The sequence below is a fragment of the Zunongwangia sp. SCSIO 43204 genome, assembly GCF_019904275.1.
GTDB classification, from domain to species: Bacteria; Bacteroidota; Bacteroidia; order Flavobacteriales; family Flavobacteriaceae; genus Zunongwangia; species Zunongwangia mangrovi.
The window spans coordinates 2,937,163-2,957,451 of record NZ_CP063204.1 but is presented as its reverse complement, the minus strand read 5'-3'; the positions used below and the strand labels follow the sequence as shown (position 1 = coordinate 2,957,451).

Sequence of the window (20,289 nt, the reverse complement as noted above, 5' to 3'; positions counted from 1 at the left end):
TTAAGAAAAATTTTGTAAATATGGCTAATATGTAATACTATTATGAATATTTAATGATATTTATAAGAAAACTTATATCTTTAAAAAGATAATAATAGATTATTATACCTTATAATATCATATATATTGAAAAATAATAACTTATTTCAAGATATTTATTACTTTTTACATTAATATGAATTATAAATAAAAACTTAATTATAATACTATTATGAATAAAAATGAAAAGGTATTAACAGAATTAGTACCTATATCCGAGAATGATTTTTTTATAGTTTTAAATCATCAGAATGCCAAATTTGATTTTCCATTACATTACCACCCAGAATTTGAAATTAATCTTGTTTTAAATACATCGGGTAAAAGAATCGTAGGAGATTCAATTGAGGAATACCATGATTGCGATCTAGTCATTATTGGACCTAATACTCCTCATTATTGGACAGGAGGGGTGGACATGAGAGAAGCACACGTTATTACCATTCAATTCCAGACAAATTTTTTATCCCCTTCTTCCCTTAATAAGAAACTTTCTTTTCCAATAAAAGAATTATTGGAAAAGGCTCCTAGAGGCATTGCTTTTTCAAAAGAAACCATTGAAAAATTAAGACCGAAAATTTTGAAATTATCACAATCTCAGGATTTTGACTCTTTTTTAAATTTTCTTTCTATTCTATATGATCTTTCTATAGCAAGAAACACGCAAACTTTAGCTTCTGTATCATATATAGACAATTATAAAATTTCTAAAAGTAGAAGAATTCAGAAAGTTAGTGAATATATACATAAAAATCTCAACCAGAAAATTTTCATTAAGGACGTGGCATCTTTAATTAATATGTCTGAATCAGCGTTTAGCCATTTTTTTAAAAAAAGCACAAATAGTTCTTTTTCCGACTATGTTATTGATCTTCGTTTAGGTCATGCTGCAAGAGAACTAATAGAAACCGAGAAATCCATTAATGAGATTTGTTTTGATTGTGGATTTAGCAATATTTCAAATTTTAATAGATCCTTTAAAAAAAAGATAGGCTTTACTCCAAGTTCTTTTAGGGCTCAACAGAAAATGATAACGAAACATTGAAACGAATTTATAACTTTCAATGCTTTCTCAATCCATTTTTTTATTCATAAGAAATCCATACTTCAATGCTTACTATAGGAATTCAATTATACACTCTAAAAAATTTGATTAACACAAATCCCAAACTGATACTAAAAAAATTGGCGGATTTAGGATTTAAAGAAATAGAAACATATGACTTTTCTAAAGGAACGTTGTGGGGATTAACTCCGGAAAATCTTCTCAAAGAATTAAAAAAGAATAAACTTAAATCTTCATTTGGTCATTATGGTTTAGAATCAATGTTGAGTGGCAATATGGATGAAATTAAGGAAGTTATTGAAACAGCTAAAATTCTAGATCAAAAATACATTGTTATTCCAAGTATTCCAGAACATCTTAGAAAAACAAATTCAGCTTATGTGGCTCTAGCGGATATAATGAACGAAGCTGGGGAAATATGTAAGAATTTTGGTTTGAATTTAGCATACCATAATCATTCATTCGAATTTAAAACATTAGAGAACTCGGACAGGTGTCCTTACGAAATTTTATTACAACACACAGATTCAAAGCTAGTAACTTTTGAGATTGATATTTACTGGGCCTACAAATCCGGTATAAGCCCTGTAGGATTATTCGAGAACTACCCAGGAAGATTTGAGTTATGGCATATAAAAGATATGAATAAAAGTTATCAAGAATTAAATACCGAAATAGGAAACGGCAGTATTAATTTTAAAGAACTTTTACTTTACAAAGAGATGACTGGAGTTAAACACTTTATTTTAGAGCAGGAAAACTTTGAAATTCCCCCTTATGAAAGTCTAAGAAAAAGTCTTAATTATATTTCAAAAAATTTAGCTATTTAGTTTGTTCAATCGATCATCTTGGACTTGCAACAAAAAACTGGACAAATAGTTGAATGACTACGCTGCTAGTTTAAGGTTATACATGTCTAATTCAAATTCTCTTATAGTTCTATTTCCTAAAAAGGAATGTCTTCTTCTATTATTATACCAAGTTTCTATCCATCCAAAGATGGATAACTCCGCTTCAGATCTCAACTTATAATTGTGCCTATAAACCCATTCTACCTTTAATGATTTAAAGAACGATTCAGCAATGGCATTATCCCAGCAATTACCTTTTCTGCTCATAGATTGGTTTACTAAGCCATTGTAACTTTTAATTAATGAGGTAAACTTATGGCTGGCATATTGTATACCTCGGTCGGAATGAAAAATTAAAGACTGGGTTAAAGTAGTTTTCTTTATAGCCATATGCCAAGCCTTAATAATAGTGTCTTCTGTACTTAGATTATCGCTTAGAGCCCATCCAACAACTTTGCGGTTAAACAAATCAATAATGACAGTAAGGTATAACCAGCCCTGTTTGGTTTTGATATAGGTTATATCGCTTACCCAAACTTGATCCTGTCGGCTTACTTCAAAGTTTTGGTTTAATAAATTAGGAGCTATGGGGTAATTATGTTGACTATATGTGGTTGCTTTAAACTTACGTTTTCGTTTTGCAAACAAATAATTAGCACTCATAATACGTGCAACTCTAGGCTTTGATATTTTATAGCCTAATGTCTCTAGTTCTGTTTTTATTCTAGGTGAACCATAGCTTTGAAAGCTATCTTTAAATATAGATTTAATAAGCCCAGTTACCTTTTGATTTTCTAACCATAATTTACTTGGTCCCGATTGTAACCAATGGTAATAGCCACTTTTGCTTACTTTCAATATTTTACACATCGTCTCGACAGGAAATCTCATAAGGTGTTGTTTTATAAACCTGTATTTTTCTTGTCGCTCGCGGAGAAGATGCTGATGGCCTTTTTTAAGATGTCTCGTTCTAACTCGGCTTCTTTTAATGCCTTTTTTAATCGGGCTATCTCTTTTTCTTCATCGGTCATTTTAGGATTACCACGGCCAGGGAAACTGTTGTTACCGTAATCTTTTAACTCTCTACGCCAACGGTAAAGTACAGATGGAAATATATCCAAGTCTTCACATACTTGTTTTACATTGCCTTTAGCATAACTTAACTCGACTGCTTTTTGTTTAAATTCTAAGGTGTAATGTTTAGATTTTCTTCTCATAATTGCTAAGGTAATAACTAGCAAAAATATTCTCTCAACTTAGTGTCCGGTCTAATGTAGTAATTCCACCACAGGAACATTCTTAAAATCAAATCTTATGAGAACATTTACTATTATATTATTACTGGCTTTGATAAGTCCAGTCAATGCCCAAAAGGCTTTAGACACCTTATATGCGAATGATAAAAAGAACGTAGCCTTGTTTTTTCCGAGTGCTATCCGACAGGGCATAACCGGAGCATCCAATTTTGTGTTTACATATAACCGCGAAAAACGGCAATATTTTGGATTATTACAGGCTCAACCCGGAGAAGAAAGTAACCTTTTAGTGGTCACCGATGACGGAAAGGTCTTTTCCTATATGCTGAAATATACCGAAGAACTTCCCAAGATAAATTACTTTATTTCCGCAGACGAAAGTATTGGAACGGAAATCCCAGCCAAAGTAATTCCTAAGCCTTCAAAAGAAAAGAAGTATAGTCTGGAAAAGCGACAGGAATATTTTCAACGGTTTTCAGAGTATTTGATGAAATCAGGAAAAAAACAGTCCAAGACCAAACGTAAGAGAGGTATCAAGCTTCAGTTACAAAGGATAACTTACAATGCTTCAGAAACCTATTTGGTAATGGAACTTACCAATACTTCGGGAATTACCTTCGAAATAGATTTTCTGAAGATATATCGCGTTAGTGGCAACAAAAAAAGAAAATCTTCCTTTCAAAAACTGGAAATGAAACCGATTTATACCTACAAAATGCCTTCGAATATCTATAACAGCCAATCGGTACGGTTAGTATATGTGCTGCCCAAATTTGTATTGGGTAGTAAGGAAAAATTGCAATTGGAATTACGAGAGTTAAATGGGAGAAGGAAGATTTTATTAAGAAAAAGGCTTTAGATCACTTATGATTTATTGATTACCCTATAACCCCGTATCCCGTTTTATTATCAAACCGATTAGACGCCGGTAATGAAATTTAATCTTTTAATTTCTATACTCGAGGTAACCATAAAGATTCTGTAGTTCTTTTCATTTTACTCTATTCCACATTAATAGACAAAAAGTTCACCAAAATCAATGGCCTTCCATATATAATTGAATTTGATTAAAATGATAAACTCATACTAAGTTTTTTAACCATAAACATCCTAAGCGATGTTGAGATTTATTCACTTAGGAAATTCCTATTGGTGCATTAACATACCATAAATCCAGGTTCAGTTATTTACTAATGCCGGGCAATTAGACCAAAACAAACAAATCTTAAGCAAAGGCGCATTCGAGCTAATTCAATAATCTCGAGCTTAGAATAGAAACAAAAAAGCCTGGCAAAATCTAATTGCCAGGCTTTTTTATAGTCGATATTCGTTATTTTGGCTCATAATTTTTTACCCAATCCAACAAAATTTGTTTCTCTTTTTCTGTAATATTGGCTTCTTTATGTAACCAAACATAAGAATCTAAAGGCATTTTCCCACGTTCTACCTCTTCCCCTATTTCTTCAATTTTATGCGCTTTTTTTTCAGAAGATAAGGCAGCCCATTCTGAAAAATTTAAATGTCGTTTTCCATCTTTTACGTGATCATCTAAATAGAAATTAACCGGAGTAATCTCGCTATACCAAGGATACTTTGTATTATTAGAATGGCAATCGTAGCATGAAGTTACCAAAATCCTGGAAACATCTCTTGGAGGATCTTCAGCTTTTAAAATATCCTTATTAGACATTTCTTCGGAAATATTTTTTGTTGGCCTAAAAAACTGAAGCACAGAAAAAATCGCTAAAACACTAATTAAAATTATTGTTGATTTTTTTTTCTTAACAGACATATTTATGGAATTTATTGGCTCCGCCCAAGGGTACAATACCCCGGCGTAATTTATTAAAGCTGCTATGTTTCTTTAAAATGAATTACTACGGAATAACAAAATTAACGCCCAAAGACACCAAACCAGAATTTAAGCCAGAATTCCTTTCGTAATAAAGATAGCGAAGATCTATACTTTTTAAATGCAAGCTCCAGATATTGAATTTGGTAAAAATATCGGTATAATTAACACCGAAGCCAAATTGATTTGCATTGAACTCTGAAAGGTCATAGTCTGAAGTAAAAAATTGCTCTTCAGACTGATGCATCTCGTAACCAGCAAAATAATTGGCTGCGGTTTGCGTATAATAACGATACGATGGATAAAGCGTGAATTTACTCCCCAGCTTTATTGGCATTTCTAAACTTGCGGTATGCGATTGTATTCCCCAATCATCATTATAAAATCGATAATACCCCCGTAGCACAAAAGTTTCGTTTAGATAATAATTTAAACGCCCACCAACAGCCACTTTAAAACGGGTCTCTGGCAGTTGCTCTATGGCATCGGCCAATTGAAAATCCTGAATAAACGAATCGGCCACATCTGCAAAATAAATCCGCTGAAAAGGCGTAGATAATAGTCCGTTTTGGCTTACCACATCTACAGCCAGCGATCCTTGCAGGCGTTCACTAAGAATTTGCGAGAAGTTTAAACCTAAAGCATACGAATTTCTGCCTTTATCAGTAAATTCGTTAAACTGCGGACTATAATTTGGGTTTCCTGTGATCGAATTTCGTTGAAATAAAGCATCATTTAAACCCACTCCATTTTCACCAAAAGCTCTTAATTCTATCGGATAAATGGGCTTCCAGGTATCCAGATAGATCTTGGTGTGTAGGGTAAGTTCAGTATTTTTTTCATTAAATAACTTTGTAAAACTTCCACCAAAACCTACTGAAAAATAATCGTATTCACTTGCCAAAGATGCATTCGCCGTCCAAATTGTATTGCGATCGTTAGAGCTATGGCTATACGTACCGTTAATGTTTGCCCAGGTATCGCCACTAGAAGCTCCTGAAGAGGCCATAAAAGGATCTGCCTGTCCGCTACCATCAAAAGGATCGATATTACTCGAAGAAGCCGATGTATATGCTGAAATTCCAGCGTCTATCGTTAAAACATCATCTGCGTTTAACGGAATAGACACCACAATGGTTGGGGTAAAATCTGTTAATTCTTCAGTTCCCGTTCCACCAGATACCGCAGCATTATTCCCTTCCTGAGAATAATAACTGCTTAAAAAGTCGATTTCAGTATTTTCCAAAACTCTTTTCTTATAGCCTTCTACTCCTATAGAGTTGTTTTCCTCTTGTTGAGCTGTTAAAAAATGAACATTAAAAATGCCCAAAATCGCCAGTATACTAATTTGATATTTTAATTGCATCCGCATCCTCCACCAGTTTTACCGCCATTCGCACCAGAAGCTGCTTCTCTATACGAATGGAAATTTGTTTGAAAACGATCTACTTTTTTTGATCCCAAAACCATATCGGGATCGTTGATATATACTTTTTGATATTCCTTTATTACCGAGCATGAGACCGTACTGCATAGCACCACTGCAAGAATTACTATTTTTTTGATCATTTTGTTGCGATTTCAATATGATCTGAAGTATGGATTTTTCCTTCAGCATCAATAATTATACATTCTATTTTGGGTAATTGGTTTATCCGGTTTAGGCCTACTTCTATTCCCATCACAAATACTGAAGTTGCAAGGGCATCGGCCAATTCAGCTTTAGGAGCAAAAACCGTAACACTTATTATTCCGGTTGCAGGATAACCTGTTCTTGGATCGATGATATGGGCATATCGTGTACCGTTAAATTCTACAAACTTTTCGTAATCTCCAGAAGTCACTACAGCTTCGTTCTTTATTGGTAGCAACGCAAAAGCTTTGTTTTTATCCATGGGATTGGTGATGGCAACTTTCCAGGATTCTCCGTTTATTTGTTTTCCCCAGGTATTCATATCGCCAGAAGCATTAATAATCCCAGCTTCAACACCTTTAGTCTTCAGGAGTTCTTTGGCTTTATCTGCAGCATAGCCTTTGCCAATCGCTCCAAAACCAATTTTCATTCCGGGTAATTTCAGAAATACGGTTCTTTCAGCTTCATTCAGCAAAATATTTTGAAAACCTACTTTAGAAACCGAGTTTTTAATCTCTTCTTCAGAAGGCATTTGCGCCATACTTCCATCAAACTTCCAAATCTTATCCATCGACGCATAACTAATATCGAAAGCGCCATCTGTAAGATTCGATATTCCTATCGCTCTTTTTATAAGATCAAAAAGCTCCTGACTCACCTTTACAGGTTTTATCCCAGCATTAGCGTTAATTAATGAAGTTTCTGAATTTGGATCCCAGGATGAAATTCGTTTTTCGATACGAGTAATTTCAACCACAGCCATATCTATATAATTATTTGCCGCAGTACTATCTTTTGCTACCACCGTAATATCGAAGCGACTACCCATTAGTTTTAAAGTGCGCTTAATCGTTTGCTGCGCATTTAGATGAACAGAAACAGATAAAAGCACCATAAACAAAGCTGCTTTTCGCATTATTTCACAAACTTATTAAGCATAGTTATGTATTCTTTTACCTCTGCTTTTTGATAGCCGGCCTGGCCTAAAACTTTGCCAGATTTATCCAAAATCACCACAAAAGGAAAATAGCCGTTAGGATTATACATTTCGGCCAATTTGTTGTTCTTCTCCTGCTGTGTTGCGGTAAGTTCGTTTTTCTTTTTCCGTGGAAAATCGGCTTGTAGCATCACATAATTTTTCTGTGCATAGGCTTTAAATTCTTCAGTACTCCAAATTTCTTTATCCAGTTTTATGCATGGTGCACACCAATCTGATCCCTGAAAGACCAAAATGATTGGTTTGTCTGCTTTAGCTGCTTCTTTTTTGGCTTCAGAAAAATCTGTTTTCCAATCCTGCGCCAATAAAAATTGAGTTGAAAAAACGCAAATAATAACAAGCAAAATATTCTTCATTTTAATTATCGATTTTGGGTAAAATCGGCATTGATTTTTGTTGAAGCCGACTTTGTGATTTGTTCCAATTTATTTTGTAAAAATTTGATATTCTGATTTTTTCCCTGCTCCAGAATTGTTTTTCCGTAGCGGGTAAAAAAATGCTGCTTCCTAAGAAATTGAATATTTAACTGAAGCCAGGTTTCCTCGCAATAATGCTCCTGAAGCTTCTCTTCCCATTCCTTCCTTAAAAGCTTATTACGAGTGATAAATTTTGAAGTTCCCAGGTGAAAAATATCGGCATCACATAGAATTTCTGCTTCTAGACAACTTGGCGTTTGCGGCATGTGGGTAGATCGAATGCAACTGCTTACCATTTCAATCTTTTCAGCAGGCCAATTCTTAGCTACCAAAAATTGATGTGCCAGTGAAATGCTAAATTCTTCGTGTTCTTTGTAACATTTTAAGAATCCGGTATCGTGAAACCATCCTGCGATAATTACCGGTTCTAAAAAGGCTGAAGACAGCCCCATCGATTTGCCAATGGTCTCGATATTGCTTACTACATCACGTGTATGCTCCAGATTATGAAAAGACATTTCTTTACAGCATTGTGAAGAAAGTAGGGTTTCACAATGCGATTTTACTTCATCAATCAACATATATCAAAAATTTAGTTAAAGTAATTCTATACCATATCCACCTTTATAATACACTAAAAGTAAAGGGTGTATCTAAAGATAAACTGAGTCTTTCCTTAAGATTTGCTTAAAAATATATCGTGAAAGTGGTGCCTTTGTGCTTAATACTGCTAACCTCTATTTGTGCACCAATGGCCTGTGCAGCTTTTTGTACTATTGAAAGTCCTAAACCAGTACCTTTAATGTCTTTATGATCTAAACCTTCAGACCTAAAAAATGGATTGAAAATTTTACCAATATCGGCTTCTTTGATTCCTATCCCTTCGTCAATAACCTTTACTACAGCCCTAGAGTTTTTCAGCTTTAGCTCGATGATTAATTTTGAATTTGGATAGGCATATTTTATTGCATTTTCAACAACATTATTCAGGATGGCATAACCATAGTAATAATGCACCAAAAATTCGTTAACATCTTCAGCGTCAAGAACCAGTTGAATATTTTTTTGTTTCAGTTTTAAACTATGTTCGTTGAGTACCTCATCGATAAGGGAAATAATTTCGACTTGACGGGCATTCTCTAATTTTTGATTTTCGTCGTTTCTGGCTAAAAATAAAAGTTGCTCGATAATAAGACTCATCCTATCGATTTCATCCAGGCTGTAGTTAATCTTATTTTCGTAATCTTCCCTGGTTCTTTCCTTTCTAATTAGAACTTCTAAAGTTCCTCTAATCGAAGAAATAGGTGTTCTTAACTCGTGCGAAGCATCACTGGTAAACTGGCGTTCTCTTTCAATGGCCTGTTCTACACGATCTAAAAGACTGTTTATAGATAGTGAAAGCTCGTAAAGTTCGTCCTGATTTTCGGGTAAACTTACCCGCTCGTTAAGATGATCCCGACTAATAAGATTCGTCGTTTGCGTGATTTCTTGAATTGGTTTTATACTTCGTCCCGCCAGTAATCTCGAAATAAAAAATAAGCCAATTAATATAAGCGGGTAACACAAAATAAGAATCCACGCTAAACCTGTAATTACGTCCTGCGAACCTTCAAAAGACATGGCTGTGATAATGTAACCATAAACTTTACCATCCATTTTTACAGGTACTTGGATTTGCCTTATTAGTTCATCCTCTAAATATGCATTGTAATGCTCGTTATCTTCTTTTTCTTTATAAAATGGTAATCGATATTCTTTAAGATTGGGTGATTTATCGGTAATAATTTCACCAGTGCTATCCATAACCTGTACAAAAACCGGATTTACCTGAACTTCATTGTGTTCGCGCTCTTCCCATTCGGCTTTGTCCCAAAAAACCGGTTTTCCTTTTTCTAAGGTAGTTTCCTGCAAGTGCATGGTCGCCTCGTAATGCAGATCATTATCTAATTGCTGGTAAACGGTTTGTTTTACCAAAATAAAAACAATCAGAAAGGCAAAAGCCACTATTAGCGCAGTGGCCAGCATATAATAAAAAGCAATACGATCTTTAAAACTTAGCTTCATAATTCTTTGGCAATGTAGCCAACTCCCCTAACCGTTTGAATATAATTTTCGTCTTGATCTAAATTAAGTTTACGGCGCAAGGCATTAATGTAAACATCGATCACCCCCGTGTTGTAACTAAAATTAATATCCCATACTTTTTCGATAATCTTGGTTCGCGTGCACACACGCTCTTTGTTTCTAATTAAATATTCGAGTAAAGCAAACTCTTTAAGTGTAAGACTAACTTCTTTACCATCTTTAAAAGCCTGGTGTGTAACTGTATTAAGCTCTATGGGACCTAAAGTAAAAATGGTATGATCTCCAGATTTTGGGCGTAACTGTACTTTAATTCGCTCTAGCAGTTCTTCAAAATGAAATGGTTTTTTTATATAATCGTTGGCACCGCTTTGTAAACCAAATATAGTTTCGTCAACAGTATCTTTAGCCGTTAAAAAGATTACCGGGGTTTCTTTATCATCTTTTCTAAACTGCCGGCAAATTTCTATACCGCTTAAACCAGGGAGCATCCAATCTAAAAGTAAAAGATCGTATTTAGAGGTAAGTGCCATTTCTAATCCTTTTTTACCATTATCTGAAATATCAACAATAAAGGATTCTTCTTCTAAGCCCTGTTTTAAAAATCCAGAGATACCAGTCTCGTCTTCTACAATTAGAATTCTCATAATTATTTCATTTGCTCATTTAAAAATACCTATCCTTTTTTAAAATTTAAGATAATAAGTAGATTTAATTCTTATTCGAACTAATATTCTAATACCTGACATCAAAAAATTTTCGAACAACTCTAAAGGAAAATTCTTGTATTTTCATAAGGGTCTAGATAAAGTTATGAATTACAAAAGATATTATTTAACACATGTGTTTTGGAAACTTATCAAATCTTTCCATCCATACATTTACATTGATTTCACGTATTTGGTTTATCTGTTATAAATTTTATTAATATAAATAAATTAAAATTTGTAACTGAAGCCTATTAGGTGATTCCCGTCAAAATAGTCATATGTAAGTTCCATATGTTCTTGGCTATATTCTGTAGTAAAAATCAAATTAGCCCCTAAGCCTATAGCTGCACCCGCAATAACATCTAATATATCGTGCTTTTTAGAGTCTATCCGACTGGCAGCGGTAAAACCCTGCCAAAGCATAGGCTGGAATGCTATACTTAAATCCATAGCGGCGATGGATATACCCAGCACTATGAAAAACCGTAGAAGTATGACCCGAAGGAAATGAGTTATCGTTACTTCTATCTGGACGTTGTTTATTAATACCAAGCTTCAGACCATAGGTTACAGCTTCGGTCAACACTAATCCTTTAGTAAACTCCCAGGCTCCTTCATTATCTCCAATAATAAAGCTAGTACCTAAAGTTACAGCAGGTAGTGCTATTAATACAACATCCCCTATTTTCTGAACTGTACCTACTTGCGGTGTTGTTTCACTAGTATCTTGCGCAAACGTATATTGTGAAAACAAAAGCAGGCATACAATGATAACTGCTACAATTGATGATTTTGATTTTATAGGTCGCAAATAATTGTACATTCAGTGTTATTAAAAATTAATTCTCATCCCATCGGCTCCGAGCCACAGTGACAAAGGTGATGTACTATTCTTTTTGAATGTTTAAGGAAATCTAAAGGGAATCTAAAGACACCTATTTTAGTTATAGTATAGTGTCCATTTTTCAAAATGTTTTTGATGATCAAAACTATCCTTAACGGCTTTAAATTTTTTATCTAAATCACGTTTATTTCTAACTAGAAGATAAGTTGATTGCTTTTTAGAAGTTTCCAACAGCTTATATAGCTCCGTTTTCTCATTTAAATCCCAAAGTCGTTCTTGATAAGCATTATTTTCTTCAAATTGAGTTTCCCTTTGGGTGGTGTTGCTTGAATATTTAAGGGTAATATGTTTATCATCTGTATAAAAAGGTATAGAACTAAGTAAATAATCATAGACGATAATAGTTTTGTCCTTTTCTTTAGAAACGTGGTCTATGAATTTCACCATATCCTTGGTGGAATTTATTATAGGAGTGTGATTTGTCATAAAAGAGGTCGAAATACTAATAATAACGCCCCCAAAAACCGCAGCTAATACGGCCGGTTTATAATCCTTGGTAGTATCAATAGCGTAATAAATTACCCCAAAAACAATAAGAGAAATAAATGCAATTATTAGAGTTTTTACAGATATATATTCCATTTCCGATATATACACCCTACTAATAAACAAACCTATTACTAGAGCTAAGATTAATCCGGCGTAGGTAATGTTGACTATATTTTTAGAAGCCTGGGAAATCTTGGGCAACATTGCTGCAATACTTATCGCTATCATCCAAAACACTGGTAAGATATACAGTATCAATTTGGTACTAAATGCAGAAAATAAAAAAACTGAAATGGTACTTGCATATATTAATACTTTGGTTTCCTTCTGCTTTGGAAAAAGAGATTTTAAATTTTTTAAATGAGGAAGTAGTGACAAACACCAAGGTAATAGTAGACCAAGCAAAATTGGCAAGTAATACCAGAATGGTTTCGACCTTTCACTATACGCATTTCCTGTGATTCTTCCCAGAATTTGTTTGTGAATAAAATAATCCCAAATTTTAGGATGCTCTACAATTATTGCTATATACCAACTTACACTTACCGAAAAACATAATAAAAAACCAATAATATGATGAAGAGTCATCTTTATGCTGCCTTTGTAGAGCAATTTTCTGATGATAATGTAGGTCAGAATAAACAATAAGGCTACAGGTCCCTTGGTCAATAATGCAATACCTATAAGTGTATAAAACAGATAAAGAAATCCTATTTTGGTTTTATCTTCATACACCTGCCAACAATATACAGAACCTATAACTAACGTAGTCAGAAACGCATCAGTAGTTAGGTTTCGACTTGAAATTAAAACTATTGGAAATGAAAAATAAATCAATCCGGCCATAAAGGCAATACGCTTATCCTTATAGAGTAAATTTGCTAGACGATAAACTAATACTAACTGAATAACTATAGCTATCTGGAGAAAAAAACGAGCACCAAACTCATTAACCCCAAAAATACGATAGCCCAAAGTAGTAATGTAATAGGTAATGGGCGGTTTATGAAAATGGAATATACCGAGGAGTTTAGGATTTAAATAGTCTCCGCTTAAAAACATCTCACGACTTATTTCTGCATATCGTGCTTCACTGGTTTCAGCAAGGCCGTAATTTCCTAAGCCAACTATTAGAACAATCCAAACTATACATAGAAATAATAAATAATAGCGATCTATGATATTTTTTGACTTCACATTTTTATTTTATAAAAACAAATGTGAGAAGGAATTCTAATGAAATTTTTAATTGATTCTTAAGAAATTCTAAAGAAGCTTTTTTTCCTTTTTCAATAGCATAATATTTCTGGTGTAAAGAAAAATTCCTAAAAGGTGACCTGCCATTAATACCGGATCTTGACGAATTAACGCATATAGAAAGATAAGTATCGACCCCATCCAACTGAGTACCCAAAACCCTAAAGGTAAGACAGATTCTTTTCTTTTTTCACTATAAAACCACTGATATACAAAACGTAATGTAAATATAATCTGGGCGGTAATCCCAAGTACTAATAACCACAAGGGAATATTTTCATTATTAAACAACAAAGAGCGATCATAAATTTTGTTATTATAACCGATGTAAAGAATAATGAAAGGAAATACATATAAGAACCAACGTAAAATTTTAGGGAATTTAAACCACTGCTTTTGGAAATGCATATTACGTATGTAAATAAAATAGGTCAAAATCTGACCTAACATTATCGCAAAATCATTTCTTAAATAGCCATAAACAAATAATAGAAACGAGGCAATTAAACTTAATCGCCAAAAAAGTATTGGGGTTATTACGCGTTGATTCTTTTCAGATAGTGCCCATTGCAATATAGAACGTCCCGAAAATAAGATTTGAGCCGTAAATCCAATACCGTAGATCATCCAAACATTCACCCTTTATCCTCAGTTTTATATGAAATATAGTTAGATTTCATCCATAGATAAGCAAAGCAATCTATTAGAGGTCCGAACAATCGATTTCTTAAACCAAATTTTGCTTTTCCGGCAATACGTGGGAAATGTTGCACAGGTACTTGTTTGACTTTTCCATTAAGTAAAAGAACCATTGCAGGGAGAAAACGATGCAGTCCCTTAAACATTGGAATGCTTTTAGCATAATCCGCTTTAATGATTTTAAGCGGGCAGCCAGTATCATCCATACCATCTTGTGTAAAACTACGACGTATACTATTAGCGACTAAAGAGGAAACTTTTTTAAGGAAAGCATCTTTTCTGTCAGAACGCACGCCTGTTACTAAATCATATGTATCAATGTAATCCAGCAATAAATTAAAGTCCATCGGACTTGTTTGTAGGTCGGAATCAATATAGCCGATTAATGTGCTTCCCACAGCATCAAATCCAGCTTTCAAAGCGGTGCTTAAACCATAATTTCGATCTAAACTAATATAGTGAAATGCGGGATTTCTTGAACATATCTTCTTAATGATACTTAAGCTTAAATCTTGGGAACCATCATCTACAAATAATACGGCTGTAGGTACTTTTGCACAGTTAAAATATTCCTGAAGTTCCTTTTCAACCCGTCCTAGATTTTCTTGTTCATTATACACGGGAACTACAATGCTAAGTGTATTATTCATTATTCAACTTAAAAAATAGACTTTAATAATTTGCAATAATAAACAAGGATTCTAAAGCAATTATTAAGATTAGCCTGTTTTAAAAATATAGTCTCAAAGCCTTTTAAATCAAGGTTTTTATATGTTTTTTTGGAAATAAAATTAAATAAATGAAAATATTAATAACTGGTATTGCCGGTTTTATTGGTTCACATCTTGCAGATAGATTACATCTATTAGGACACGAAATTTTAGGTATCGATAATTTTTCTGCTTACTATAATATTGGCTTCAAAAAAGAAAATGCTCAACACTTAAAAAGTTTTCGTATACAAATTATAGAAGATGATTTACGCTCTGAGGATTTTAAAAGTAAACTGCCCTTAAATCTGGACTATATCTTTCATTGTGCTGCTCAACCAGGTATTGCAAAAACTTCTACTTTTGAAAGCTATTTGGTGCCCGTTCGATACAGAAGAGAGTTGGTTTGTTAAGCTTATTTCCGAACAGAATCCAGTAATCTGCTCCCATATTTCAAAAGGAAAAGATTTTTATACCTATGACCCCCCTCAATGGGACATCCTTATTTCCAATCCTCCTTTTACCAATAAGAGATTGATTTTTGAACGTGCGCTTTCATTTCGAAAACCATTTGCCCTTTTAATGACCAACACCTGGCTCAATGATGCCGCGCCCAAACAGCTGTTTAAAGATAGGGACTTACAACTGTTGATGTTCGATAAGCGTATTAAATATGATAACCGAAATAAGATAACCTTTAGTAGCAGTTATTTCTGTTGGAATTTTTTACCTAAACAGATTGTGATGAAAAGATTGAATAATCGGGAGCTAAAATCCCAACCGGGGAGATGAACGATACGCTAATCTCGCTAGTAGAAGGATGTGATATCTATTTAATTGCTTTTGATAAGGAGAGTAAAGACCAAAGAGTATGATAAAATATTAGAAATTAATGAATTCAGGGTCAAACAAATTTCTTTACCATTTTGATGGTCGCCCTCTCAACCAATGGATTTTCAAGTTTCTCAAACCGAAAACCATATTTGCTATACAAATTTAATGCCTGAAACAATTGATGATTGGTATAGAGAACCAAGCTCTCCAGATTCAATTCCTCAGCTTTTTCCAAGGCTTTATCCATTAATAACTGCCCAATCCTTAACCCTTGAAAACCTGGTTTAACTCCCATTTTAGCCAAGGTGTATTGTTTGTCCGTTATTCGTTCCAAAGCAACAGAGCCCACAATTTCATTTTCTAGGGAAGCCAAGAAAATATAGCCGCTTTTATCTAGGATTTCTTTTCGAGGGTTCTCAAAAAAAGGTTTGTCATATGCAGTGACTTCAAAATATTGGGTAAGCCACTGGTAATTGATATCCATAAAGGCATCCCTATGAGAATTCTCATAAGGAATTATTTGTACGTTGGTCTTTTCTCTTTTCATATCAAAAATATTCTTTTGCTTGTGGATGCTTTTTTATGAAACAATTTTAAGTTCCATCGTTATCCTGTTATGTTCTTTATCAGCTTTTCTATGCACAAAGCCTAAATGCTCAAAAAAGTTTTTTTGATGGATTTCACAGACAGCTTTAATTAGTTTCATTGATGGGTAACTCTGTTTGATATGTTGAATTAAATGCCGAGCGACACCTTGATTTCTATACTGTTCCAGCACTCCAATAGAGTCGATTTCCATTTCGCTATCCGTAACGTAAATAGCGGTGTACCCAGCTGGTAAACCATTGACACTGGCTAGAAAATACGTAGGATTGCTTTCCCCAACATCCAGATTAATTTCTTCGTCAACCGGATACGAAAATATTTCACGGTGTATGGCTTTCGCCAAGTTTAGAGCAAATGAATTATCACATCTTTCGATGGTAAACTCCTTATCTTTGGACTGCTCCAAAATATGGACTGCTTTTTCATTGAGCCTTTCCAAAAGGGGCTTTTCATCCAGCCGCATCTCAACTTCAGTAAGTGCTATATAAAGATTATGCGGATTGGCTGTCACGTCAGAAAGGGTGCTGGCAATACTATCCCAATATGGCTTTAATTCGGACACCATTTCACGACCTTTAGGACTGAGCATAAGGTTTCGCTTTCGTTCATCCCGACTATCCTTAACGGAAGAAATAAGCCCATTTTTTTCAATTTCCTTTAATAGCCCAATGGCTGCGGGATGGCTTAATCCTATTTCCTTTGCCAGTTCCGTTACACTCAATTGGTTTGCTATGGACAGCACATAAATGGGAGGGAACCATTTGGTCTCAAAATTGATACCGTGTGCCTGATAAAATAAATTAACTGCATCTCTCAAGGTGTCCAATACATTTTGCAGCTTTGCTGCTATCGCCAATATTCCTGCTTTCTCTATTGTGTTCATATTATTTTTATAACCTAACAATGACTTTACCAACGGTATGACCGCTCGCTATTTGAGTGTGTGCTTCTTCCATAGCATCAAATTCAACTATTTTTGAAATATGTGGCTTTAGAATCCCTTGTTGTAAATAATCGGCTATTACCTTCATATCATTCTCATCGGATTTCACCGTGAATTTCAATCCTTTAATTCCATTTTTCGTTGCTTTTTCCGTGACTGCATTATTTTTGCCAGATGGAATAGAAATAAGAACACCTTCCTTTTTGATTAATGGAATGGAGCGGTCAATGGTATTTCCACCAATGGTATCCAAGACAACATCGTAGTCTTTATGATCTTTTTCCAACGCATCGGTTTTATAATCGAGATGCTTATCAGCACCTAGACCCAAAAGGAATTCCCTGTTTTTTTCAGAGGAAGTTCCCGCGACATAGGCACCCAGATGTTTGGCAATCTGAACGGCAAAATGCCCTAAACCTCCGGAAGCAGCGTGGATCAGGATTTTTTGCCCAGATTTTAATCCTCCGAGATGAACCAACGATTGATACGCAGTTAAACCAGCCAGACTTGTTGCGGCAGCTTCAAAATGGGAACGGTTTGAAGGTTTTTTTACTAAATGAGCAGTGGGACACGCTACATACTCGGCATAGGTTTTTCCGTGACCGGGAAAGTTTATAAGGCCAAACACCTCGTCCCCTTCAACAAACTTTTCTGAACGGGACTGGGTGACCACCCCCGAAAGTTCCCAACCCAAAATAAGTGGATTCTCATTCTGTAGTATAGAATAGATTCCCTTTCTGTTTTTTGTCTTTAAGTCTATGGGGTTTATGCCGATAGCTTTTGCCTGTACAAGCACTTCGCCTTCCTTTAACTGCGGCAGTGGAAGTTCAGTATATTTAAGCTGATTGGCATTTCCGTTTTTCTTTAAAACAATTGCTCTCATACGTTCTATTTATTCTGGGAAACATAAGCTATTCCTGAAATTTCCACGGAAGCCCCAAGTGGTAAATCCAATACGGCGATACACGTCCTTGTTGGAAATTTATCCCCAAAGTAAGAACTGTAGATGGTGTTGAAGGTGTCATAGTCCTTCATACTTTTTAAATAGACAATGACACTTACCAAATTATTAAAACCTCCACCATTGTTTTCCAATTGCAGTTTTAGATTGTCCATCATTTGCTTTACCTCGTTTTCAAAACTGGCATTATACAATTTTGAGGTTTGCGGATTGATCCCAACTTGCCCGGAAATATAAACCGTATTTTCTATTCGCAACGATGGGCTTAAAGGTGCTTTGTTTTTCATTTTTTAAAAAATCTTAAAAGGTTCTGAACTAATTCTGGTTACCAAAGGCTTAAGTGAGCTTTTTCAATACCGCTACCCAATTATCCATAAATGAATTCCGCTTTTCTTCTGAAAGCAGTTCAATAGATAGAAATGGGTTCAGATCCTCCAGTTCAACCAGAAGCAGGGAACCATCTTTCATTCTACAAGCATCCACTCGGGTAATTCCCGTTTTGATGTTATTCCACTGTATAAATTGCTTGGCAAAATCCAAATCTTCTGGGGTTGCGTCGTATTCCTGAAGATCCCAGCGCTTTTCCTTTTGCGGTGCATACAATGCATATTGAAATTTATCATCCAAATAGTAAAAGGAAACCTCATATTCAAAATCCAGAAAGGGCTGTATGAGTTTTCCCTCGGGCTTTGCTTTTAAAATTTCTTCCTTGGTCAAAATTTCCATCCCAATAGAATCGGCTCCGTTTTTAATCTTCACAATATACTTTTTGGAATCACCTAGGGTATCAATCTCTTTAATATGCTCCACGGTTGGGATAACGGGATATTCAGTATTCATCAAATCCAATAAGTATTGTTTTCCCTTGATATCGGCTTTACCGTCAAAGGAATTGAATATGTTGATGTTTTGTTTTTGAACCGCCTTCACGAAGCCGTCAAAATATTCCTGATAACCTATCACAGCTCCAGTATTCCTAAATACAATTAGGTCTGCCTTGTTCAGAAAGGCAATAGCCTGTTGGGGATTACCAATTAGGATATTGAAGTGTTCCCTTAGTTTTGAGGTGATAAAAAGATCCTCTTCATAGTAATTTCTTCCATTTGCCTCGAAATAAAGATCTGTCAAATAAAGAATTGTTTTCATAGCTTCAATTATTTATGTGCAAATTTACGTAAATTTTTACATAAACAAAAATTGATTGCGATTTCCTACTAGTATTTTTAATTTATTAGATTGCTTATTTGAACTTTAATCTAAAAAAGATAAGCGGAAAATACTTTTGATTATAATTATACGTATCATTTTTATTTCGATATAAATTTATTTTTTGTCTATAATTAAACATTTTAATTATATTTGTCGAATGAAAGACGATTTAGTTAAAGAACACATTATTAATTCCTCCGTAGCAGTATTTAAAAAATTGGGGTTTGATAAAGTCACAATGGATGATATTGCTAAAGCCGCAAAAAAAGGGAGAAGTACCCTTTACTATTACTTTAAAAACAAACACGAGGTTTTTGAGCAGGTGGCCGAAATGGAATACCTTTCTATAATAGAACCCGCTAAAGCGAAAATTGAAAAATCTAACACTATTGAAGAAAACCTGCGGCTCTATAATGAGATTAAGCTCAAGAGTCTCATTAACAAAACCCAAGAATATACTTTTTTATTGGAAGATATCAAGCAAAACTTCAACCTTGCCCATTCACTATTTATGAAGTTAAGACATATAGAGAACCGGATTTTCCAAGAAACACTCACTTGGGCAATCGAAAAAAAGGAAATCGCTCCTATCAATCAAGAGAATATGCAATTTTTAGCGATGACTATGGTAACCGCCTATAGCAGTTTAGAAAAAGAAATGTTGCTTTATGGTTCCATTGAAAATATGTCCGTAAGGCTCGAGTGGCTTGTAAATATTCTTATTAAAGGTTTAAAATACGACCAAAAACTAAAATCCTCACAAATTAAATTATAA

At 34.4% G+C, this 20,289-nt stretch carries 24 protein-coding genes; 6 read left to right on the top strand and 18 right to left on the bottom strand.

The window, feature by feature from the left end:
• Positions 1–211: 211 nt before the first annotated feature.
• The gene (locus tag INR75_RS13245) at positions 212–1,084 is read left to right on the top strand and encodes an AraC family transcriptional regulator (protein WP_223089145.1); all 873 of its coding nucleotides are present in this window, start codon (positions 212–214) and stop codon (positions 1,082–1,084) included.
• Between the two features lie 65 nt (positions 1,085–1,149).
• Positions 1,150–1,935 carry a sugar phosphate isomerase/epimerase gene (locus INR75_RS13240; protein WP_223089144.1) on the top strand — a complete coding sequence of 262 codons (786 nt, stop codon included), beginning with the start codon at positions 1,150–1,152 and terminating at the stop codon, positions 1,933–1,935.
• A gap of 57 nt (positions 1,936–1,992) precedes the next feature.
• Here the strand turns inward: INR75_RS13240 and INR75_RS13235 are convergent.
• A protein-coding gene (locus INR75_RS13235) for an IS3 family transposase (protein ID WP_086026153.1) occupies positions 1,993–3,197 on the bottom strand; the annotation gives its coding sequence in 2 pieces (ribosomal slippage) (positions 1,993–2,918 and positions 2,918–3,197; 1,206 coding nt in all).
• 73 nt (positions 3,198–3,270) lie between these two features.
• On the opposite strand from INR75_RS13235, the gene INR75_RS13230 reads away from it, so the two are divergent.
• On the top strand, positions 3,271–4,071 hold the full coding sequence (locus INR75_RS13230; RefSeq protein ID WP_223089143.1) for a DUF4138 domain-containing protein: 801 nt from the start codon (positions 3,271–3,273) through the stop codon (positions 4,069–4,071).
• Positions 4,072–4,542: 471 nt separating this feature from the next.
• On the opposite strand, the gene INR75_RS13225 is transcribed toward INR75_RS13230, so the two are convergent.
• The 12 genes from INR75_RS13225 to INR75_RS13170 all read right to left on the bottom strand — a co-directional run bounded on the left by INR75_RS13225 (position 4,543) and on the right by INR75_RS13170 (position 14,901).
• The gene (locus INR75_RS13225) at positions 4,543–5,004 is read right to left on the bottom strand and encodes a heme-binding domain-containing protein (protein WP_223089142.1); all 462 of its coding nucleotides are present in this window, start codon (positions 5,002–5,004) and stop codon (positions 4,543–4,545) included.
• Between the two features lie 85 nt (positions 5,005–5,089).
• Positions 5,090–6,430 carry a DUF3570 domain-containing protein gene (locus INR75_RS13220; protein WP_223091928.1) on the bottom strand — a complete coding sequence of 447 codons (1,341 nt, stop codon included), beginning with the start codon at positions 6,428–6,430 and terminating at the stop codon, positions 5,090–5,092.
• Positions 6,421–6,633 (bottom strand): DUF4266 domain-containing protein, encoded by a 213-nt coding sequence (locus INR75_RS13215; protein ID WP_084843490.1) that lies wholly within the window; start codon positions 6,631–6,633, stop codon positions 6,421–6,423. The genes INR75_RS13220 and INR75_RS13215 overlap by 10 nt, the downstream gene beginning before the upstream one ends.
• The gene (locus INR75_RS13210; protein WP_223089141.1) at positions 6,630–7,613 is read right to left on the bottom strand and encodes an FAD:protein FMN transferase; all 984 of its coding nucleotides are present in this window, start codon (positions 7,611–7,613) and stop codon (positions 6,630–6,632) included. The genes INR75_RS13215 and INR75_RS13210 overlap by 4 nt, the downstream gene beginning before the upstream one ends.
• Positions 7,613–8,050, bottom strand: a complete 438-nt coding sequence (locus INR75_RS13205; protein ID WP_223089140.1) for a thioredoxin family protein — start codon at positions 8,048–8,050, stop codon at positions 7,613–7,615. Before INR75_RS13205 ends, INR75_RS13210 begins: the two co-directional genes overlap by 1 nt.
• A 5-nt stretch (positions 8,051–8,055) precedes the next feature.
• A complete protein-coding gene (locus tag INR75_RS13200; RefSeq protein ID WP_223089139.1) occupies positions 8,056–8,691 on the bottom strand; it encodes an HD domain-containing protein in 636 nt (211 codons plus the stop codon).
• Positions 8,692–8,797: 106 nt separating this feature from the next.
• A complete protein-coding gene (locus tag INR75_RS13195) occupies positions 8,798–10,174 on the bottom strand; it encodes a cell wall metabolism sensor histidine kinase WalK (protein ID WP_223089138.1) in 1,377 nt (458 codons plus the stop codon).
• On the bottom strand, positions 10,171–10,839 hold the full coding sequence (locus INR75_RS13190) for a response regulator transcription factor (protein ID WP_223089137.1): 669 nt from the start codon (positions 10,837–10,839) through the stop codon (positions 10,171–10,173). Before INR75_RS13190 ends, INR75_RS13195 begins: the two co-directional genes overlap by 4 nt.
• A 442-nt stretch (positions 10,840–11,281) precedes the next feature.
• The gene (locus tag INR75_RS13185; RefSeq protein ID WP_255584538.1) at positions 11,282–11,725 is read right to left on the bottom strand and encodes a phosphatase PAP2 family protein; all 444 of its coding nucleotides are present in this window, start codon (positions 11,723–11,725) and stop codon (positions 11,282–11,284) included.
• Between the two features lie 117 nt (positions 11,726–11,842).
• On the bottom strand, positions 11,843–13,492 hold the full coding sequence (locus INR75_RS13180; protein ID WP_223089136.1) for a glycosyltransferase family 39 protein: 1,650 nt from the start codon (positions 13,490–13,492) through the stop codon (positions 11,843–11,845).
• Positions 13,493–13,561: 69 nt separating this feature from the next.
• A complete protein-coding gene (locus INR75_RS13175) occupies positions 13,562–14,191 on the bottom strand; it encodes a lipid-A-disaccharide synthase N-terminal domain-containing protein (RefSeq protein ID WP_223089135.1) in 630 nt (209 codons plus the stop codon).
• Positions 14,188–14,901: a glycosyltransferase gene (locus INR75_RS13170; RefSeq protein WP_223089134.1), complete on the bottom strand. Its 714-nt coding sequence runs from the start codon at positions 14,899–14,901 to the stop codon at positions 14,188–14,190. Before INR75_RS13170 ends, INR75_RS13175 begins: the two co-directional genes overlap by 4 nt.
• A 149-nt stretch (positions 14,902–15,050) precedes the next feature.
• Between INR75_RS13170 and INR75_RS13165 the strand changes: the two genes are divergently transcribed.
• Both INR75_RS13165 and INR75_RS13160 read left to right on the top strand, forming a co-directional pair.
• Positions 15,051–15,374: an NAD-dependent epimerase/dehydratase family protein gene (locus INR75_RS13165; protein WP_223089133.1), complete on the top strand. Its 324-nt coding sequence runs from the start codon at positions 15,051–15,053 to the stop codon at positions 15,372–15,374.
• Positions 15,325–15,753, top strand: coding sequence for a tRNA (adenine-N(6)-)-methyltransferase (locus INR75_RS13160; RefSeq protein WP_255584537.1), 429 nt, complete (start codon positions 15,325–15,327; stop codon positions 15,751–15,753). Before INR75_RS13165 ends, INR75_RS13160 begins: the two co-directional genes overlap by 50 nt.
• 112 nt (positions 15,754–15,865) lie before the next feature.
• Here INR75_RS13160 and INR75_RS13155 read toward each other — a convergent pair whose 3' ends face one another.
• Genes INR75_RS13155 through INR75_RS13135 form a run of 5 tightly spaced genes read right to left on the bottom strand, consistent with a single transcriptional unit; the run spans position 15,866 to position 19,451 of the window.
• The gene (locus INR75_RS13155; protein WP_223089132.1) at positions 15,866–16,342 is read right to left on the bottom strand and encodes a GNAT family N-acetyltransferase; all 477 of its coding nucleotides are present in this window, start codon (positions 16,340–16,342) and stop codon (positions 15,866–15,868) included.
• A gap of 33 nt (positions 16,343–16,375) precedes the next feature.
• Entirely contained in the window at positions 16,376–17,284 is a 909-nt protein-coding gene (locus INR75_RS13150; RefSeq protein ID WP_223089131.1) for a bifunctional helix-turn-helix transcriptional regulator/GNAT family N-acetyltransferase, read from the bottom strand.
• A 7-nt stretch (positions 17,285–17,291) separates the two neighbouring features.
• A complete protein-coding gene (locus INR75_RS13145) occupies positions 17,292–18,227 on the bottom strand; it encodes an NADP-dependent oxidoreductase (RefSeq protein ID WP_223089130.1) in 936 nt (311 codons plus the stop codon).
• Between the two features lie 5 nt (positions 18,228–18,232).
• On the bottom strand, positions 18,233–18,592 hold the full coding sequence (locus INR75_RS13140) for a RidA family protein (RefSeq protein WP_223089129.1): 360 nt from the start codon (positions 18,590–18,592) through the stop codon (positions 18,233–18,235).
• Positions 18,593–18,641: 49 nt separating this feature from the next.
• Positions 18,642–19,451, bottom strand: coding sequence for a hypothetical protein (locus INR75_RS13135; RefSeq protein WP_223089128.1), 810 nt, complete (start codon positions 19,449–19,451; stop codon positions 18,642–18,644).
• A 220-nt stretch (positions 19,452–19,671) separates the two neighbouring features.
• Here INR75_RS13135 and INR75_RS13130 point away from each other — a divergent pair, with 220 nt between their 5' ends.
• On the top strand, positions 19,672–20,289 hold the full coding sequence (locus INR75_RS13130) for a TetR/AcrR family transcriptional regulator (RefSeq protein ID WP_223089127.1): 618 nt from the start codon (positions 19,672–19,674) through the stop codon (positions 20,287–20,289).

Bases quoted from the DNA above. Each gene is read 5' to 3' on its own strand.
- INR75_RS13245 (WP_223089145.1), top strand. From the start codon at position 212: ATGAATAAAAATGAAAAGGTATTAACAGAATTAGTACCTATATCCGAG.
- INR75_RS13240 (WP_223089144.1), top strand. From the start codon at position 1,150: ATGCTTACTATAGGAATTCAATTATACACTCTAAAAAATTTGATTAAC.
- INR75_RS13230 (WP_223089143.1), top strand. From the start codon at position 3,271: ATGAGAACATTTACTATTATATTATTACTGGCTTTGATAAGTCCAGTC.
- INR75_RS13225 (WP_223089142.1), bottom strand. From the start codon at position 5,004: ATGTCTGTTAAGAAAAAAAAATCAACAATAATTTTAATTAGTGTTTTA.
- INR75_RS13220 (WP_223091928.1), bottom strand. From the start codon at position 6,430: ATGCAATTAAAATATCAAATTAGTATACTGGCGATTTTGGGCATTTTT.
- INR75_RS13215 (WP_084843490.1), bottom strand. From the start codon at position 6,633: ATGATCAAAAAAATAGTAATTCTTGCAGTGGTGCTATGCAGTACGGTC.
- INR75_RS13210 (WP_223089141.1), bottom strand. From the start codon at position 7,613: ATGCGAAAAGCAGCTTTGTTTATGGTGCTTTTATCTGTTTCTGTTCAT.
- INR75_RS13205 (WP_223089140.1), bottom strand. From the start codon at position 8,050: ATGAAGAATATTTTGCTTGTTATTATTTGCGTTTTTTCAACTCAATTT.
- INR75_RS13200 (WP_223089139.1), bottom strand. From the start codon at position 8,691: ATGTTGATTGATGAAGTAAAATCGCATTGTGAAACCCTACTTTCTTCA.
- INR75_RS13195 (WP_223089138.1), bottom strand. From the start codon at position 10,174: ATGAAGCTAAGTTTTAAAGATCGTATTGCTTTTTATTATATGCTGGCC.
- INR75_RS13190 (WP_223089137.1), bottom strand. From the start codon at position 10,839: ATGAGAATTCTAATTGTAGAAGACGAGACTGGTATCTCTGGATTTTTA.
- INR75_RS13185 (WP_255584538.1), bottom strand. From the start codon at position 11,725: ATGTACAATTATTTGCGACCTATAAAATCAAAATCATCAATTGTAGCA.
- INR75_RS13170 (WP_223089134.1), bottom strand. From the start codon at position 14,901: ATGAATAATACACTTAGCATTGTAGTTCCCGTGTATAATGAACAAGAA.
- INR75_RS13165 (WP_223089133.1), top strand. From the start codon at position 15,051: ATGAAAATATTAATAACTGGTATTGCCGGTTTTATTGGTTCACATCTT.
- INR75_RS13155 (WP_223089132.1), bottom strand. From the start codon at position 16,342: ATGAAAAGAGAAAAGACCAACGTACAAATAATTCCTTATGAGAATTCT.
- INR75_RS13150 (WP_223089131.1), bottom strand. From the start codon at position 17,284: ATGAACACAATAGAGAAAGCAGGAATATTGGCGATAGCAGCAAAGCTG.
- INR75_RS13145 (WP_223089130.1), bottom strand. From the start codon at position 18,227: ATGAGAGCAATTGTTTTAAAGAAAAACGGAAATGCCAATCAGCTTAAA.
- INR75_RS13140 (WP_223089129.1), bottom strand. From the start codon at position 18,592: ATGAAAAACAAAGCACCTTTAAGCCCATCGTTGCGAATAGAAAATACG.
- INR75_RS13135 (WP_223089128.1), bottom strand. From the start codon at position 19,451: ATGAAAACAATTCTTTATTTGACAGATCTTTATTTCGAGGCAAATGGA.
- INR75_RS13130 (WP_223089127.1), top strand. From the start codon at position 19,672: ATGAAAGACGATTTAGTTAAAGAACACATTATTAATTCCTCCGTAGCA.